At 39.7% G+C, this 16,997-nt stretch carries 13 protein-coding genes; 11 read left to right on the top strand and 2 right to left on the bottom strand.

Translation table 11 applies throughout. From position 1 onward, the window contains the following. Entirely contained in the window at positions 1 to 783 is a 783-nt protein-coding gene (locus IEV57_RS04385; protein ID WP_188440044.1) for a gluconate 5-dehydrogenase, read from the bottom strand. Beyond that, complete coding sequence (gene kduI / locus IEV57_RS04380) at positions 783 to 1,622, bottom strand: 5-dehydro-4-deoxy-D-glucuronate isomerase (RefSeq protein ID WP_188440042.1); 840 nt, start codon at positions 1,620 to 1,622, stop codon at positions 783 to 785. Before kduI ends, IEV57_RS04385 begins: the two co-directional genes overlap by 1 nt. Positions 1,623 to 1,927: 305 nt before the next feature. On the opposite strand from kduI, the gene IEV57_RS04375 reads away from it, so the two are divergent. The 11 genes from IEV57_RS04375 (at position 1,928) to IEV57_RS04325 (ending at position 15,846) form a co-directional block, all read left to right on the top strand. Then, positions 1,928 to 3,181: a DUF4861 domain-containing protein gene (locus tag IEV57_RS04375; RefSeq protein WP_188440040.1), complete on the top strand. Its 1,254-nt coding sequence runs from the start codon at positions 1,928 to 1,930 to the stop codon at positions 3,179 to 3,181. Positions 3,182 to 3,324: 143 nt separating this feature from the next. Further along, complete coding sequence (locus tag IEV57_RS19335; protein ID WP_229744222.1) at positions 3,325 to 4,053, top strand: glycoside hydrolase family 88 protein; 729 nt, start codon at positions 3,325 to 3,327, stop codon at positions 4,051 to 4,053. Positions 4,054 to 4,481: 428 nt separating this feature from the next. Next, positions 4,482 to 6,125 carry a glycoside hydrolase family 10-like protein gene (locus tag IEV57_RS04365; RefSeq protein ID WP_188440039.1) on the top strand — a complete coding sequence of 548 codons (1,644 nt, stop codon included), beginning with the start codon at positions 4,482 to 4,484 and terminating at the stop codon, positions 6,123 to 6,125. A 712-nt stretch (positions 6,126 to 6,837) separates the two neighbouring features. Further along, positions 6,838 to 8,019: an ATP-binding protein gene (locus IEV57_RS04360; RefSeq protein ID WP_188440038.1), complete on the top strand. Its 1,182-nt coding sequence runs from the start codon at positions 6,838 to 6,840 to the stop codon at positions 8,017 to 8,019. A gap of 844 nt (positions 8,020 to 8,863) precedes the next feature. Continuing rightward, the gene (locus IEV57_RS04355; protein WP_188440037.1) at positions 8,864 to 9,472 is read left to right on the top strand and encodes a SatD family protein; all 609 of its coding nucleotides are present in this window, start codon (positions 8,864 to 8,866) and stop codon (positions 9,470 to 9,472) included. 4 nt (positions 9,473 to 9,476) lie between these two features. Then, entirely contained in the window at positions 9,477 to 9,857 is a 381-nt protein-coding gene (locus tag IEV57_RS04350) for a hypothetical protein (RefSeq protein ID WP_188440035.1), read from the top strand. A 575-nt stretch (positions 9,858 to 10,432) separates the two neighbouring features. Further along, positions 10,433 to 10,831, top strand: a complete 399-nt coding sequence (locus tag IEV57_RS04345) for a transposase (protein ID WP_188440033.1) — start codon at positions 10,433 to 10,435, stop codon at positions 10,829 to 10,831. Continuing rightward, a complete protein-coding gene (locus IEV57_RS04340; RefSeq protein ID WP_188440031.1) occupies positions 10,828 to 11,775 on the top strand; it encodes an IS3 family transposase in 948 nt (315 codons plus the stop codon). The genes IEV57_RS04345 and IEV57_RS04340 overlap by 4 nt, the downstream gene beginning before the upstream one ends. Positions 11,776 to 11,860: 85 nt before the next feature. After that, the gene (locus tag IEV57_RS04335) at positions 11,861 to 12,367 is read left to right on the top strand and encodes a winged helix-turn-helix domain-containing protein (protein ID WP_188440203.1); all 507 of its coding nucleotides are present in this window, start codon (positions 11,861 to 11,863) and stop codon (positions 12,365 to 12,367) included. Between the two features lie 845 nt (positions 12,368 to 13,212). Then, positions 13,213 to 14,634, top strand: coding sequence for a hypothetical protein (locus tag IEV57_RS04330; RefSeq protein WP_188440029.1), 1,422 nt, complete (start codon positions 13,213 to 13,215; stop codon positions 14,632 to 14,634). Further along, positions 14,635 to 15,846, top strand: coding sequence for a glycosyltransferase family protein (locus tag IEV57_RS04325; protein WP_188440026.1), 1,212 nt, complete (start codon positions 14,635 to 14,637; stop codon positions 15,844 to 15,846). Positions 15,847 to 16,997: the final 1,151 nt, after the last annotated feature.

The following is a 16,997-nucleotide window of genomic DNA, read 5'->3' as shown; positions in this document are numbered from 1 at the left end:
TCATTCTTTCGGCTTTCCTATGGTTGCTAGGATTCCGCCATCTACATATAGAATCTGACCATTGACAAAATCACTGGCTTTGCTGGAAAGGAATACAACCGCTCCTGCCAAATCCTCAGGGTCTCCCCATTTACCGGCAGGTGTTCTGCTAATGATCCAATCATTGAAAGGGTGACCATCTACGCGAATAGGTGCAGTTTGCTCTGTTGCAAAATAACCTGGACCGATTCCATTGACTTGAATATTATATTTTGCCCATTCTGTGGCGAGATTTTTTGTAAGCATTTTCAACCCACCTTTGGCAGCGGCATAAGCACTCACAGTATCTCTCCCCAATTCACTCATCATGGAACAGATGTTGATGATTTTTCCACCACCTCTTTTGACCATGGATCTTCCTACAGCCTGAGAAAGGATAAAGGGCGAAACCAAATCTACATCGATGACTTTTCTGAAATCCTCAGGATCCATTTCCAATGCGGGAACACGCATAATCATTCCTGCATTGTTGACCAAAATATCAATCGGACCAACTTCCTTTTCAATTTTTTCAATGTTTTCTGCTACTTGAGCAGCATGGGTTACATCAAAAAGATAACTGTGGGCGTCAATTCCATCGGCTTTATAGTCCGCAAGAGCAGCGTCCATTTTGGAAGGGGTATGACCATTGATAACCAAGGTGGCGCCATGATGTGCTAAGGCCTTGGCCATCGCCATTCCCAATCCATGTGTTGCACCGGTGACTAAAGCAACTTTTCCGTTTAGGTTGAATAGATCTTTCATTATTTCAGTGCTGTTGGAGCTACTATGTCCATATCTCCATAATCTAAATTCTCACCTGCCATTCCCCAAATGAAGGTGTAGTTGGAAGTTCCCGCTCCACTGTGGATAGACCAAGGTGGAGAAATGACTGCCTGATGATTTTTCATCCAAATATGTCTCGTTTCTTCTGGCTGTCCCATATAATGACACACCGCTTGACCTTCTTCAAGATCAAAATAGAAATACGCTTCCATTCTTCTATCATGGGTATGTGCTGGCATGGTGTTCCAAACAGAACCCGGCTTCAATTCGGTCATTCCCATTTGTAATTGACAAGTTGGAACTACAGAGTTGACCAATAATTTATAAATCGTTCTATGATTGGAGTTTTCCAACGATCCTAATGTCACCACTTCAGCGTCGCTTTTACCCACCTTCTTGGTTGGATAGGCGTGGTGCGCAGGAGCTGAATTGAAATAAAGAAATGTTTCCCCCGATTTGGAAGGATGAAAAATCACCTCTTTCACTCCCTGTCCAATGTACAAAGCTTCTTTATTGGCCAATTCGTATGACGTACCATCTGCTTCAATCACGGTAGAAGCGCCCACATTGATAATTCCAATCTCTCTTCTCTCTAAGAAAAAGTCCGATTTCAATTGATCTATGGTTTCTAATGCAATGGGCTTAGATACAGGTTGAATACCACCAACAATCAAGCGGTCGTTTAGTGTGTACACTCCTTTGATCTGATCTGCACTGAAAAGCGAGTCAATGTGAAAATGAGCTCTCAGGGTAGAGGTGTCATAACTTTTTACATCTGAAGGATGATTGGAGTATCTGGTTTCTATAAAAGTGTGCATAGTTTTTTGTTTATGTAATCGTTTGCGCAATATACTATATATAATTTCAAATGTTCAAATGTTTTAACCAATAATTTTGACACGACAAGAATTGATCTTTCCTAAATAAAATTTTATTAAAACATTAATTTTGACCACTAATGCATGATTCAGGAAAATAATTAAGAGAATCTTTTTTATTTTGATTAAACATTTTTAAATATGCAATCGATTGCTCAAATATACTTGGAATTGTGTGTATTTGTGCAATTTTTGTGCAAAAAATAAACCATATTGCACAGCATCAAAATTCAAATAAAAAACTTATGAAACGAATTTCCATCCTGTGCTCTCTGCTTTTTGGCTTACAATTAATGCTGATTTCATGTGCTGAAAAATCACAAGAAAGCGAGTTGTCTACTTTCAGTTTGTCTGTTACAAATACCTTAGCGGAAACACGAACCGACGCTTTTGTCTTGATAGGAGAAAAGGAATTACTTGAAAAATATCCCGATTTCAACTCAAATGGATTCATTGTCTACAACAATGCGGTGGAAATTCCTTCGCAATATAATGCTGAAGGTGCTGACAAAGGCTTATCCTTCGTTATCCCGTTTTTAGCAGCGAGCGAAACTTTGAATTTGACTGTGTCTTATGATCCTGAAAATGAAATCACAAGAGAGTACCCAAAAAGAACACAAGCGGAACTCTCTCACAAATTTGATGGGAAGTTTGAAGGCCGAGAATACATCGGAGGTGAATTTAGAAATGTAGATGAACTCCACGTACCCGCAGAACATACAGATCATTCTTGGTTTATCAGATATGAAGGACCAGGATGGGAATCGGACAAAGTGGGATATCGATTTTATCTAGATTGGAGAAATGGAGTGGATGTATTTGGAAAGCAAGTAAGCGAAAATGTGCTTCAGTTCGTAGGGGGTGATGGCTTTGATTCTTATCATGAAATCAATGATTGGGGAATGGATGTGCTGAAAGTTGGAAAATCTCTTGGTGTTGGTTCGATCGCTACTTTTGAAAACGAGCTTGCTAGAAGAGTAGATGTGACTGATAGCCTGTATGCAGCCATTACAAATAATGGAGTGATTTATTCTTCTATTCTTACCAAATACTACGGTTGGGATATTGAAAGCGGCAAAACTGATTTGACGTCTAACTTGAGTATTCACGCGGGAAGCAGATTGAGCAAGCAGGTTTTGACTAGCGCTGCGCCAATTGAAAATTATGCTACAGGATTGATCAAGGACGAAAAAGCAGAACTACTTATCGGAGGTGAAGACCAGACTTTTGGCTACATGGCTACTTACGGAAAGCAAAGTCTAAATCATGATAACCTAGGCATTGTAGTTTTCTTCAGAAATGACCAAAAAGTGCAAATTACAGAAGATCCCTTTTCGCATGTAGTGGTACTGAAGCCAAATAACAATGCGATTACCTATTATTTCGCGGCTGCTTGGCAACTAGAACCGGATGGAATCACTGAAATCGAAGGATTTAAAGCGTATTTAGACAAAACTGTCAGAGAGCTTTCCAATCCTGTGATGGTTTCCCTGAATTAAGAATATTGATTAGATCAATCTTAAAGAAACTCATAGGTAGATAAAACTTGGAAGAGGGGAGACTTTCTTCTGAGTTTTTGATCAAAATACAAGACAACCCAAAATAAAAATCCTAGGAAAAATATTTTTGCTTTTTAACAGTTTTGATTCAAATTTCCTGCAAGGGAAAAGAAGTAGAAACAAACGAAGTCCCAAAAAAAGAGGAAGTCAAATACTCCACTTGGATGTCCGATTCTGAAATCAAAAGAAATCCGGAAGGTTGGACCTTGGATTTCAATGCTAAACCCAAATGGGAATGTACGCATGGTCTAATCATGATGTCCATGGATCGCGTATGGAAAGATACAGGAGACGATAAATACTATGATTATATCCGAACTTTTGTTGATTTTATGATTGATGAAAATGGAGTGATCAAAACCTACAAGCAAAGTGATTACAACATTGATAGAGTCAATGGGGGGAAATTTTTGATCGACTTGTATCAAGCCACCGGCGAAGAAAAATTCAAATTGGCACTTGAACAACTGAGAGATCAGATGCGTGAACATCCGCGAAATTCAGAAAATGGATTTTGGCACAAAAAAGTTTATCCGCACCAAATTAATTCCAGTGTCCATCCGCGTCCATCCGTGGCAAAAAAACCTCCGCGCCTCCGCAAGCCTGCCTTCCGCAAAGCCCGCCACTTTCCCGATTTCTATCTACGTACGGGGAAACGAAATCTAAAACCCACCATCTTCAATCTAAAATCTACAATCTTCAATCTTCAATCCAAAATATACCCCGTGTCCATCCGCGTCCATCCGTGGCAAAAAAACCTTCGCGCCTCCGCGTCTCCGCGTGCCTTCCTCCAGGGAGGGACAGAAATCTAAAATCTACAATCTAAAATCTACAATCTTCAATCCAAAATAAACCCCGCGTTCATCCGCGTTCATCTGTGGTAAAATTAAATCCGCGATAAATCTAAAATCTACAATCTTCAATCTTCAATCCAAAATATACCCCGTGTCCATCCGCGTCCATCCGTGGCAAAAAAACCTTCGCGCCTCCGCGTCTCCGCGTGCCTTCCTCCAGGGAGGGACTAAAATCTAAAATCTACAATCTGCAATCTAAAATATATCCCGTGTCCATCCGCGTCCATCCGTGGCAAAAAAACCTCCACGCCTCCGCGTCTCCGCGTGCCTTCCTCCCACGAGGGACAGAAATCTAAAATCTACAATCTACAATCTACAATTAATTCCAAGAAAAAATAATCACCAACTTATACCCTTATAATTTATTTTTTATCCCAATTTTGAACATGCATTCAATTCGTTTCAATTCTCTCATTTTCACCCTCCTCATTGCACTCGCTTCAGCCTGTACAACGACCAAAAAAACAGTCTCCCAAGCCCCTCCAAAACCAACTGTTAAAGTCACCTCGCTGCAACCTGAAAAAGCCAGCTTACCCGAGTCCAGAAAAACAGAAAGTTTCTACACTTTATCCGAAATGCCTCTCAACCAAGAGAAAAGAGAGTTTCGTGGCGTTTGGGTCGCAACTGTTGCCAATATCGACTGGCCAAAATCAGGCAACGATACCTGGGAAAAACAAAAAACGGACTTCATCGCTTTGCTCGACTATTACGAGCAACTCAATTTCAACGCGGTCATCGTTCAGGTGCGAGCGGCAGGGGATGCTTTCTACCCATCCAACTTTGCACCTTGGTCCAGATACCTCACAGGGCAGGAGGGAAGCAAACCCAAAACCCAAGAAGATCCGCTCTCTTGGATGATCCTGCAAACTCACCTGCGAGGAATGGAATTTCACGCTTGGTTCAACCCCTACAGAGCAACTTTTGACTTGAAAACGGACAAACTCAGTCCAAACCACGACTTTTTCAATCATCCGGATTGGATGATAAAATATGGGACCAAATATTACTACAACCCAGGAATTCCTGAGGTGAAAGAAAAACTCGTCAACGTCATCAAAGAGGTGGTCCTCAACTATGACATCGACGCCGTTCACTTCGATGATTATTTCTACCCCTACAAGGTAGAGAAACAAGTTTTTCAAGATGAACACACTTTTAGGAAATACAGACAAAATGGTCAGCAACTAGAGGACTGGCGCAGGCAAAATGTCAATAACTTGGTCCAAGCAGTTCATCAAACAATAAAATCCAATAAACCTTGGGTGCAGTTTGGAATAAGCCCCTTCGGTGTATGGAGAAATAGCGACAAAGATGCAACAGGATCAAAAACCAGAGCCGGAGTAACCAATTATGACGACCTCTATGCAGATCCATTGACTTGGATGAAAAACAAATGGATCGACTACCTCATCCCTCAAATCTACTGGAGTATGGAATTTAACCTCGCTTCACACAGAGAATTGGTGGCTTGGTGGGCAAAAAACAACTACAACACTAAAATATATGTAGGCAATAGCCCTTACAAAATCCGTGACAACGCTGACCTCGCTTGGAATGATCCCAAGGAAATCGACAAACAAGTAGCCTATGCCAAAACAATCAAAGGCATCCATGGAAATGCATTCTTCTCTGCACAATCATTTTACAACAAAAATATGGATGTTGCCAACCTACTGAAAAGCCAACACTACCAAACAAAAACCCTCAGCCCTGCATTTGAACCCAAAACATATACTGCTTCCCTGAAAACTACCCAAGTGGAATTGGTCAAAAACGGCAATACAATGCAAATCTTCTTTCCCAATTCAATTGATCCCATGTACAAGTTTGCGGTCATCTACGCAGGAGACAACCTCGATCAGATCAGAAGCAAAGCGCAAAACACAAATCTCCAAAAAACCTACCTCAACGACCGAACAAGAAATAGCATTCCTCTAGAAGCGAATAGCTATAATGCCAAATTTATAGCCATTACCTTCCTTGACCGATATGGTCGAGAGACAAGAGCCAAAGTATTTGAAATCAAGTAAAATTATGAAAATCATTTCCAAGGGTTTGCATTTTTAATCTATCAATGTAATTTTGATATGTACGAGTAAATTTCTTACTCATACAACGCTAAGTCATGCTGTGACTGAAAGAGCGAAGCTGTGAAAATAAGATGTGAGACAATAGACACAAGACAACTTGTCCGCCGTGGAGGAAGAGACTTAGGTTTCTCCTCGTTATTTAGCCCTCTCTGTCATTTCGACTTTCTACTTGTCATTTCGACCCCTACGTCATTTCGAGGGTACCGAGAAATCTCATACCAACATTCCGACTACCACCCGAAATACAAAAACCCTATTTATAATAGATTGAGATATCTCACTTCGTCATTTCGAGTTTACCTCCCAAAGGGAGGGGTACGGAGGCCTGTCCCGAAGTATTTCGGGAAAATCTCGTACTAACATTCCGACTACCACCCGAAATACAAAAACCCTATTTATAATAAACCGAGAAACGACAACTCCTAACCAAAATCCCAACCACTAACTGTCCTTCATCCTTCATCCTTTAAAAACCTTTCTCCTTTCTTGCCCGCCGTGGCGGGAACCTCATTTACCCAATTAACCAGTTAACAATTAACCTTTTTCATCCTTCTTAATTCATCCTTTCCCTACTTTTCACTCAATTACAATAATTTGTATAGTCTGGCAAACAAAATTTACCTACTTTTGTATAGTGCAGTAATCAAAAATCATGGAATCACTCTTTGAACTTTATTTTAAACTCTTGAAAACTACTAATAGGAGTTTTCAGAGAAGTATGATGGATAAAATTCATTGGCAACATAGGCTGATTGGAATCACAGGTGCTCGAGGTGTTGGGAAAACTACCCTCTTACTCCAATACCTCAGCAAAAGATTAGACAAGGATAGAAACTCTTCTTTATATGTTTCATTAGACCATATTTGGTTCTCTAAAAATACACTTCTTGATCTAGCAGATCAATTCTCAAAATCAGGAGGTAAAGTCTTGGTTTTAGATGAAGTTCATAAATACGCCAACTGGTCCAGAGAAATTAAAAATATCTATGACTTTTACCCTGAATTACAAATAATCTTTACAGGCTCTTCTCTGCTCGAGATTTTAAATTCAGCAGCTGATTTGAGCCGAAGAGCTGTTCTATATTCATTGAGAGGACTATCTTTCCGTGAATTTCTAAACTATGATCAAGGCTGTGACCTCCCTATTTATGGCCTAGATACTATTCTCAATCAACATCAAGAGATCGCCGATGAAATCGTTTCTCAGGTAAAACCCCTGCAGTTTTGGAATGATTATCTCAATCACGGATATTATCCATTCTACAAAGAATTTGGTGAATTATACCATCAACAAATCTTAGCTGTCGTCAACCTTATCTTAGAAGTAGAACTTCCCATGTTAAGAAAAGTTGATGTGGCTTATATTCCTAAGATAAAACAACTCCTAGCCATCATCGCAGACTCAGTACCCTTTACACCAAATATTTCAAAACTGAGTGAAAAAATCGGTATCAATCGGGCAACACTATTGACCTATCTTCATTTTCTGGAGGAGAGTGGTTTGATCTATGGCTTACATCAAAATAACGAAGGGATATCATTACTTCAAAAGCCAGAAAAAATCTATCTTAACAATCCCAATCTTGCTTTTGCCTTAGGCACAAATGTAGATATAGGAAATATTAGAGAAACCTTTTTCCTCAATCAAGTCAGTATAAACCACAAACTCAATCTCCCTCCAAATTCTGATTTCCAAATCGATAAAAATTGGATCATTGAGGTAGGTGGTAAAAATAAAAAATCAAATCCAACTTGTGATTACTATGCCATAGATCAAATTGAAACTGGCATACACAACAAAATCCCGCTTTGGCTCTTCGGTTTCCTGTATTAAAACAGCAGCTCGCTGATCTCTCTGCACCTGCCTCACTTCAGTCTGCCCATATGTCATTTCGAGTTTACCTCCCGAAGGGAGGGGTACGGAGGCCTTTCCCGCAGAATTGCGAGAAAATCTCGTACTAACATTCCAACTTTCTACTTGTCATTTCGAACGAATGTGAGAAATCTCATCACAAGATCACAACCCTTTTGTCATTTCGATCAACGAGAGGCCTGTTCCGCTCCCGATTCCTATTGGGGTGCGGGAAAATCTCGTACTAACATTCCGACTACCACCCAAAATACAAAAAACCTATTTATAATAAACCGAGATATGACAACTCCTAACCAAAATCTCAACCACTAACTGTCATTCCTCCTTCATCCTTTTGCCTTCATCCTTTAAAAACCTTTCACCTCAATCAACCACTTGTCCGCCGTGGCGGAAATAACCTCTTAACCAATTAACCTCTTAACCCCTTTAACCTTTAACCTTTCTCCTCAATTAACCCTTCGTGACAATCCCAAGCGCTTCAGCGCTTCTAATTCAAAATCAACCAAATGGAACTCACATAATTTTAAATCTTATCGATCCATCAAATCCCAAAAATCCAAATTCGGTAAATTCGTGAAATCCGTGGTCCCATTCATCCTTCATCCTTCATCCTTTAACCTTTCTCCTTTAACCTCAATTAACCTCTTAACCCATTCATCCTTCTGCCTTCATCCTTTAAAAACTTTTCCCTCATTAACCAATTTATTAATTATTGTCAAATTATTACAATAAATTAAAAATTGTAATAAAATTACAAAAGCATTAATATTGTAGAAAAAAAGCAATGAATAAGGTCCCGATATTAATGGCAGATGTAATAGCTAGTACTAAACTGAATTCAGATATACTCATGAAACAGTTTAGATTGCTTGTAGATTCAATCAATAATAACCGGCATAATCAGCTTAAATCTCCACTAACGATTACACTTGGGGATGAATTCCAAGGTGTAATTGATACCATTGAAAATGGTATTGATATAATATTTGATATGGAAGAACTAAGAATTGTGCATGACTTTGATTTTAAATTGAGATATGTTCTACACGAAGGTCAAATAGATACTGAAATCAATAAAAATATTGCTTACCAAATGCTTGGGGAAGGCCTAACTAAGGCTAGAGAGTCATTGTCTATTCTAAAAAAAAGTAACAATAGATTTCTTATTCAACTAGAAGATCAAGCCAAATCTAATGCACTCAATAAAGCATTTTCGATTTATCAAAACGTAGTTGATTCTTGGAAAAAAAAGGATGTCGCTCTAGTAAAAGAGTTTTTAAAGAATGATGATTATAAGGTAGTTGCTAAAATCGCTGATATTGATCCTTCAAATGCTTGGAGAAGAAAAAATAGCTTAAACATAAAAATATATAAATACTGCAAGGAGATTATCTTAATCCTTTTAAAAAATTAAGATCATGGCTATCACATTATACTTTTTAATCTTTGTGTTTGGGGAAATCCTTGTCAATATTACATTTTTTAGATATTTGAAAAAATACTTCAAAGTCAACGACAAAACCACCGAAAACGATGACCCTTTTCTTGGAATGAATATTTCCACCTTCAAGGGAACCTTAGAAAGATTTCTCCTTTTCTTTGGGCTAATACTTGATTTTCCTCAAGTGATAATCCTCTTTGGAGCTCTAAAAATCGGTACTAGGTTTGAGAAAAATGATAAAGTCCAAAATGACTACTTCTTGATAGGGAATTTTAGTTCAGTCTTATGCGCTATAACCTACTATTTTTGCCATAAATTATTATTATCAATTGCTATCGACTTATTGGAATTTAATTAACGCTTACCAAAAAAGTCTCAAATATACCAGCCCTTACCATCGGAAGGCAAGTTCATAGCGGATGATTGAAGATGTATGCTTTTACCTCGAATGAACCCAGTAAATAAGATTCATCCTTCATCCTTTAAAAACCTTTAACCTCACTTACCCACTTGTCCGCCGTGATTTCCTCCTGCAAGGGAGGGCGGAAATAACCAATTAACCTCTTTAACCCCTTTTCCCTTTAACCTTTTCCCTTTAACCTTTAACCTTTCTCCTTTAACCTCTTAACCCCTTTAACCTTTCTTGCCCGCCGTGGCGGGAACCTTTCTCCTTTAACCTCAATTAACCCTTCGTGACAATCCCAAGCGCTTCAGCGCTTCTAATTCAAAATCAACCAAATGGAATTCACATAATTTTAAATCCTATCGAGCCACCAAATCCCAAAAATCCAAATTCGGTAAATTCGTGAAATCCGTGGTCCCATTCATCCTTCATCCTTTAACCTTTAACCTTTAACCTTTCTCCTTTAACCTCAATTAACCTCTTAATGTCATTCCCTGAAATAGGTTGACCGTTTTTAACCCTTAAATTAGATGTTAAAGACTGGAAAAAGGATTAATTCCCAAAGGAGATTTTCTGAAGAGTTTAAACGTAAATTGGTTGATGATTATGAGAAAGGGATAATGTCTGTTGCTCAGATGGAGCGTTTTTATAATATTAGAAATGGTCTTATCTACAATTGGATTTATAAGTATTCGACGTATAATGAAAAAAATGTTAGGATAGTTGAGATGAAAGATAGTCAGACAAACAAGCTAAAGGAACTGGAAGTAAAGGTCAAGGAATTGGAACGCGCAGTAGGTCAGAAGCAGATTATGATTGATTACCTAGAGAAGATGATTGATCTGGCCAAGGAGAACTATTCGATTGATATTAAAAAAAACTCCAACACCCCACACTCTGGTGGTTCCAAGACAACCGACAAGCTATGAGTTATTCACTCAATTCACTTTACGATGTCGTAGGCGTGAGCAAGCAAGCTGTTCATCAGGCTAAGAAAAGACAGGAAGCCTTTGATCTTGAGGTTTCCGAATTGGTAATCTTAGCAGATCAGCTCAAGGAAGAACACCCTGGTTGTGGTGTTGAAAAGATGTATTATACATTGCGCCCATCCTTTATGGGTAGGGATCAGTTCTGTGAGATTTTCATGGAATTAGGTTATGGAGTCAAACGTGTAAGTAATTATCATAGAACTACTTATAGCGGGGCTTATATTTATCCCAACCTGATAGAGGGGATGGGAATAAAAAGACCATTTCAGGTAATCCAAAGCGACATAACCTATTTTCACTTAAACGGTGAGCATTATTATTTGGTGTTTATCATTGACGTTTATACCAGATTGGTAGTAGGATATGCAGTCAACGAAAATCTGAGGACAGAAGAAAATATAGCGGCTATGAAAATGGCTCTCAAGATAATGAATTACCGGTCTTGGGGCTTGATCCATCATTCAGACAGAGGATCCCAGTATAGTAGTAAGGAATATACCTGTTTACTAAAAGAAAACCATATTCACATCAGTATGGGAACAGTTGTATGGGAAAACCCTTATGCTGAGCGAATCAACGGAATTATTAAAAATGAATACCTCAAAAGATGGCAGATTAAGGACTTAAAAGACCTGAAGAAAAAAGTGGGAAAAGCAGTTGAACACTACAATACAAAAAGACTACACAGAGCTTTCAAAATGAAATTTACTCCTATGGGATTTTATCAAAAATTAGTACATTTATCTGCCCAAGAAAGACCGACGGTGATTGTTTATACCGAAGGAAAGAAAAACTTCGAAGGGGCGTCGAGCCCCTACGAAGTTTGCCCAAGAGAAGAACCTCTGGCTCATGATTGCCCGATGGAAATACTTAATGAATGTTGAACCAAACGGTCAACGCTATTTAGGGAAGTACATAACCCCTTTTCCCTTTTTCCTTTCTCCTTTCCCCTTAGTCATTCCCCATTCCTTGCTCGACTCCCTCGTAACTTCCAAAACCCGCATCAAACTCCTCCTCAAATTCTTCTCCCATAAGAATTCAGGATACCTCCGTGCTCTTGCAAAAGAATTTAATGAATCGACCAACTCCGTAAGAGTCGAATTGAATAGACTCACCGAAGCCGGACTGCTGACAACAGAAGAGGAGGGAAGACTCAAAGTCTATAAAGCCAACGAGAAACACCCTTTCTTCTCTGAAATATCAAATATGGTGGCGAAGTTTCTGGGACTCGACGAACTCATGGAAAAGATCGTCCGACGAATGGGTCCCGTCCAAAAAGCATACATCATCGGAGACTATGCCATGGGAATAGACTCAGGAGAAATAGAAATTCTACTTATCGGACAAAACCTTGACTTAGAGTACCTCGATTTTCTCAGAGACAAAACCTACGAGAAACTCCAACGCAAAGTCAAAGTCACCATCCAAGAATCCGACCCCGGTGAAGCAACAGGAATCATGATCTTCGGAGGGTAATCGCCTGAACTGTACGAAGTACGATGTACTAAGTACAAAGATAACCCCCTTCTTATATTCCGACCCCTTTGTCATTTCGAATTAACCTCCCAAAGAGGCTTGACTCCAAGGGAGGCGGCAGAGAAGCCTGTCCCGATCCCGATTCCTATCGGGGTGCGGGAAAATCTCGTACCAACATTCCGACTACCACCCAAAATACAAGAACCCTATTTATAATAAACCGAGATATGACAACTCCTTACCAAAACCTCAACCACTAACCCAACCTTTAACCTTTCTCCTCACTTACCCAATTAACTAATTAACCAAATAACCCCTTTTCCCTTTCCCCTTTCTTGCCCGCCGTGATTTCCTCCTGCAAGGGAGGGCGGGAACCTCAATTACCCAATTACCCACTTGTCCGCCGTGGCGGAAATAACCAATTAACCAAATAACCCCTTTTCCTTTTAACCTTTCTCCTTTAACCTTAATTAACCCTTCGTGACAATCCCAAGCGCTTCAGCGCTTCTAATTCAAAATCAACCAAATGGAACTCACATAATTTCAAATCCTATCGATCCATCAAATCCCAAAAATCCAAATTCGGTAAATTCGTGAAATCCGTGGTCACATTCATCCTTCATCCTTTAAGCCCCTTTCTCCTTTCTTGCCCGCCGTGGCGGGAACCTCAATTAAACAATTAACCAATTAACCTCTTAACCCCTTTTCCCTTTAACCTTTCTCCTTTAACCTCAATTAACCTCCTAACCCCTTCATCCTTCATCCTTTAAAAACCCCCGCATCTCCACACAAAATCTAAAATCTAAAATCTACAATCTACAATCCAAAACCCCTTCATCCGCTAAATGAACAAATCAATACTCCTTACGATCCTTTTTGCCATTGTAATCTTTCAAATTGCCAATGAAAAAATCCCCATCAACGACGGGGCAATAGGAGATGCTGCTTTTTACCGTGAAGTAGCAGCAAGTTTTCTCGATACCCTAGACTCAGAACAAGGTTATAATTTCCTCCAAATTCAAAGAATACTTCCTTTTGCAATCATCAATGGCGTTTATGTGATATTGGGCTTTGAAATGGACAACAATGCCCTGATGAGTGGCATGCTGATTCTGAACCTCCTCATGCTCACACTTGCCACTTTTTGGTATTTCAGCCTTACCAAAAAATTGCGCCTGACCAAAAATATGGAAGCCCTCGGCTTTATCCTTATCTTTTTTAATTTTCCCGTATTGAAAGATTTCTGGTACAATCCCTTTACAACTGACATGACTGCACTTGCTTTTGGTATCGGGCAAATCAATTACTTCGTCAGATACGAAAAAAGCAAACTCCTTCTCTTATCTCTTTTAGGTGCTTTTGTTTGGCCTACCACTTTTCTCATTGGAATCATCCTTTTAATTCTCCCAAACAAAGCGCTTGAAATTTACCAAGGAGAAAGAGTAAAATCTTTCTTCCCAATTATCTCCACTGCATTTATAATCGCCATCGCTACTGCATTGTCCTTTTATTTGGGGAGGACAGATGCTAGTTTCTCACAGACTGAAATAATTTTTCATAAAATTTCCTTGATTTGCCTTACACCATTTTTAATGTACTTGATGATCAACAATCCAATCAATTGGGAAAAATCAATTCCAATCATGTTCAAAAGTATCAACGGCAGCAGAATCCTAGGCTTTTCGGCTACCTTCTTTGGAATGTTGTTTATCCTATTCTTAATTTCTACAAACAATGCCAACCTAAGCAGCTATACTTGGGCCAAAGGATTTTGGGACCAAAACCTAAGGTTTCCACTGGATTTCTTAGGCGCACATACAGTGTACTTCGGCGTATTATTCCCAGCAATCATCGCCTTTCTTCCAAGAGTCATCAAAGCCATGGCAAAACTAGGGACAGGCTTCACATTCGCCTTACTCATCATCGCAGGCCTTACAATTCATCCCGAGTCAAGACTTATCACTCCTTTTATTCCATTTTTTGTCCTCCTCTTACTCAAAGCACTGAGAAGATATTCGCTGTCCACAATGGACCTATACTTTGCCTTTGGTCTCAATCTTATCCTAAGTACCTTTTACCTACAAATAAACTCAGCTGACTTTATCTCTAAGCTTGGAAACGCTGAAGCACTCCCGATGATGTATTACGGTCATTTTGGCAATCATTTCAATATAATTGCCTACTTGATCGCTATCGCCTTATTCGCAGGGCTAACTTTCTTGTCTTTCCAAGCAAAAAATAAATATACCCGTGAAAAAGATGTTTAAATGATGAAGAAACTACTTTTTATCTCTTGGGATGCTGATACGAGCAATTACTTGGAATCTCTGTTCTTCCCAATCTTCGACGGAATTCAGCAACAAGCACACTTTCAAATTCATATCTTACAGTTTTCCTGGGCGGACAAAGAGGAAGTGATGCGCATCCAAAACATTGCCTCTTCCAAAAATCTAATCTTCAATCACCACAAAATCACAAAAGGAAAATTTCAAAAGCTAGCGGTACTCTACGCAGTTTACAAAGGGGTATTCGCCATAAAAAATTACATAGAAAATCACGATATCCAAATCATCATGCCCAGGTCCACCATGCCAGCAATGATGTGCAATCGACTATCGGATTGGATTAAAAGAAAGAAGATTAAAATCATCTTCGACGCAGATGGACTCCCACTCGAAGAAAGAATCGACTTCGCAGGACTCAAAAGCACTGACCTGCAATACAGACTCCTTAAAAAAGAAGAAACCAAACTCCTTCATCATGCAGACCATGTCTTGGTGAGAACGCTCAAAGCAAAAGAAATACACCTTCAAAACCTAAACGCTCAGAAAGAAACAAAATTCTCCGTAGTGACAAATGGCAGAGATCCTTCATTTTTTAATTTTAAAACAGAAAATAAAAACCAAATCAGAGCAAAATTAGGCCTCAATGAAGACACAAAACTCTTTTTTTATTCGGGTACCATAGGCCCACAGTATGCCCTGGATGAAATGATTGCAATTTTTGAAGCCTACTGGAAAACGAATAAAAACACTTCCTTTATCCTCCTGACAAGAAGGCCAGAACTTGTTGAAAATCATATTCCTGAAGATTTAAAAGCTGTTATATATCCCATAGCAACAGATTTTGATCAGATTCCCAAATACCTAGCAGCAGCCGATCTGGCATTTAGCTTACGACTTCCCGCGCCAAGTCTCGCAGGCATTGCACCTATCAAACTCGGTGAATACCTCCTCATGGGGATACCTACGATGGCTTCCGCTGCAGTCGGAGACACAGAAAGCATGCTAAAATCCAGTGACTTCTGCCATATCTACCAACACAATGACCCTGAAAGAATACCCAAAGCCATGAACTGGATCAACCAACTCAAATCCAATCGAGAAGAAATTATCCATTTCGGACAAGAAAATTTCAGCCTTAACCTATCCATCACCCAATACCTAAAAGTACTAAATGCTCAATCATTAACGTCTTAAACGGTACCAAGTACAATGTATAATGTACCAAGAAGAATTCATCCTAATATCCCAACTCCCACGTCATTTCGACTCCCACGTCATTTCGAACGTAGAGAAGCCTGTCCCGAAGTATTTCGGGAAAATCTCGTCCTAATTGGTTCAAGTCTTCAGACTTGGACCTGAGTGTCCCTAATTGGTTCAGGTCTTCAGACTTCTCAAAGGACGGCCCTTGCTGCCCTATATTATAATATATTAACCGTTAATTTCCCTCAAACCGTCTAAGGCGGGCGGGAATGTTGGGGAACCGGGCGGGCGTTGGCCTTTTGCGGGTTGAAGAGCCTGTCCCGCAGAATTGCGGGAGAAAAAGTAAGAGAAACAAATGCAATCATCTAAAATAAAATTCTCTCACAACGAAAAATCAACCATTCTAACCTTATTGGTTCAAGTCTTCAGACTTGGACCTGAGCGGTCATAAACTAATAAACGCTTCCTTTCTTTTTCCCTTTCTAAATTAACTAATCCCTTATCATCCCGAAAGACACTAATATTTCTAAAAACATCCACCGCCGGGACTCCCGGTCACGTGTACACATTCCCTTACCATGCACGGCGGCGCATGTCGAATGTTGTGACTACAAATGTTTGTGAAGCGCCTTCCCGCAATGCTGCGGGACAAATCGTACATGTTTACCTCCCGTAAGGGACGGCCTGCCTCCCTTTGGGAGGGCTAATAAGCATATAGCCCCCCTTAGCCTGCCCCGAAGTATTTCGGGGGCTACTTGCCTTGACTAGATTCTCGAGAGTAGTTTTTATTGAATTTAAAATGTCCTTATTACTGATATAATTACTGACTCTAGGCTTCCAAAGGACGGCCCTTACCGCGCTAGATTAAAATATGCAAACTATTCAATTTCACTCAAACCGTCTGAAGCGGGTGGGACGACGGAGATCCGGGCCGGCGGTGGCTCTGAGCGTGGATAGGATATCTCCGTCTTGACCTTTTTGTTACTTTTTGTGTCAAGACAAAAAGTAAGAGGAAGAAATATAAAATGCTTCAATACTTTCTCTCACGAATAAAAATCCCTCCTTCTTCCTTTCTAAATTAACAAATTCCCTATCGTCCCTAGAGCTACTTACATTTCTAAAAAAGTTACCGCAGGGACTCCCGG

The organism is Belliella aquatica, from assembly GCF_014637795.1.
Classification (GTDB): domain Bacteria; phylum Bacteroidota; class Bacteroidia; order Cytophagales; family Cyclobacteriaceae; genus Belliella; species Belliella aquatica.
This window is presented reverse-complemented; position numbering and strand designations above follow the sequence as displayed.

Coding starts and splice junctions, on each gene's coding strand:
- IEV57_RS04385 (WP_188440044.1), bottom strand. CDS start 783: ATGAAAGATCTATTCAACCTAAACGGAAAAGTTGCTTTAGTCACCGGT.
- kduI (WP_188440042.1), bottom strand. CDS start 1,622: ATGCACACTTTTATAGAAACCAGATACTCCAATCATCCTTCAGATGTA.
- IEV57_RS04375 (WP_188440040.1), top strand. CDS start 1,928: ATGAAACGAATTTCCATCCTGTGCTCTCTGCTTTTTGGCTTACAATTA.
- IEV57_RS04365 (WP_188440039.1), top strand. CDS start 4,482: ATGCATTCAATTCGTTTCAATTCTCTCATTTTCACCCTCCTCATTGCA.
- IEV57_RS04360 (WP_188440038.1), top strand. CDS start 6,838: ATGGAATCACTCTTTGAACTTTATTTTAAACTCTTGAAAACTACTAAT.
- IEV57_RS04355 (WP_188440037.1), top strand. CDS start 8,864: ATGGCAGATGTAATAGCTAGTACTAAACTGAATTCAGATATACTCATG.
- IEV57_RS04350 (WP_188440035.1), top strand. CDS start 9,477: ATGGCTATCACATTATACTTTTTAATCTTTGTGTTTGGGGAAATCCTT.
- IEV57_RS04345 (WP_188440033.1), top strand. CDS start 10,433: ATGTTAAAGACTGGAAAAAGGATTAATTCCCAAAGGAGATTTTCTGAA.
- IEV57_RS04340 (WP_188440031.1), top strand. CDS start 10,828: ATGAGTTATTCACTCAATTCACTTTACGATGTCGTAGGCGTGAGCAAG.
- IEV57_RS04330 (WP_188440029.1), top strand. CDS start 13,213: ATGAACAAATCAATACTCCTTACGATCCTTTTTGCCATTGTAATCTTT.
- IEV57_RS04325 (WP_188440026.1), top strand. CDS start 14,635: ATGATGAAGAAACTACTTTTTATCTCTTGGGATGCTGATACGAGCAAT.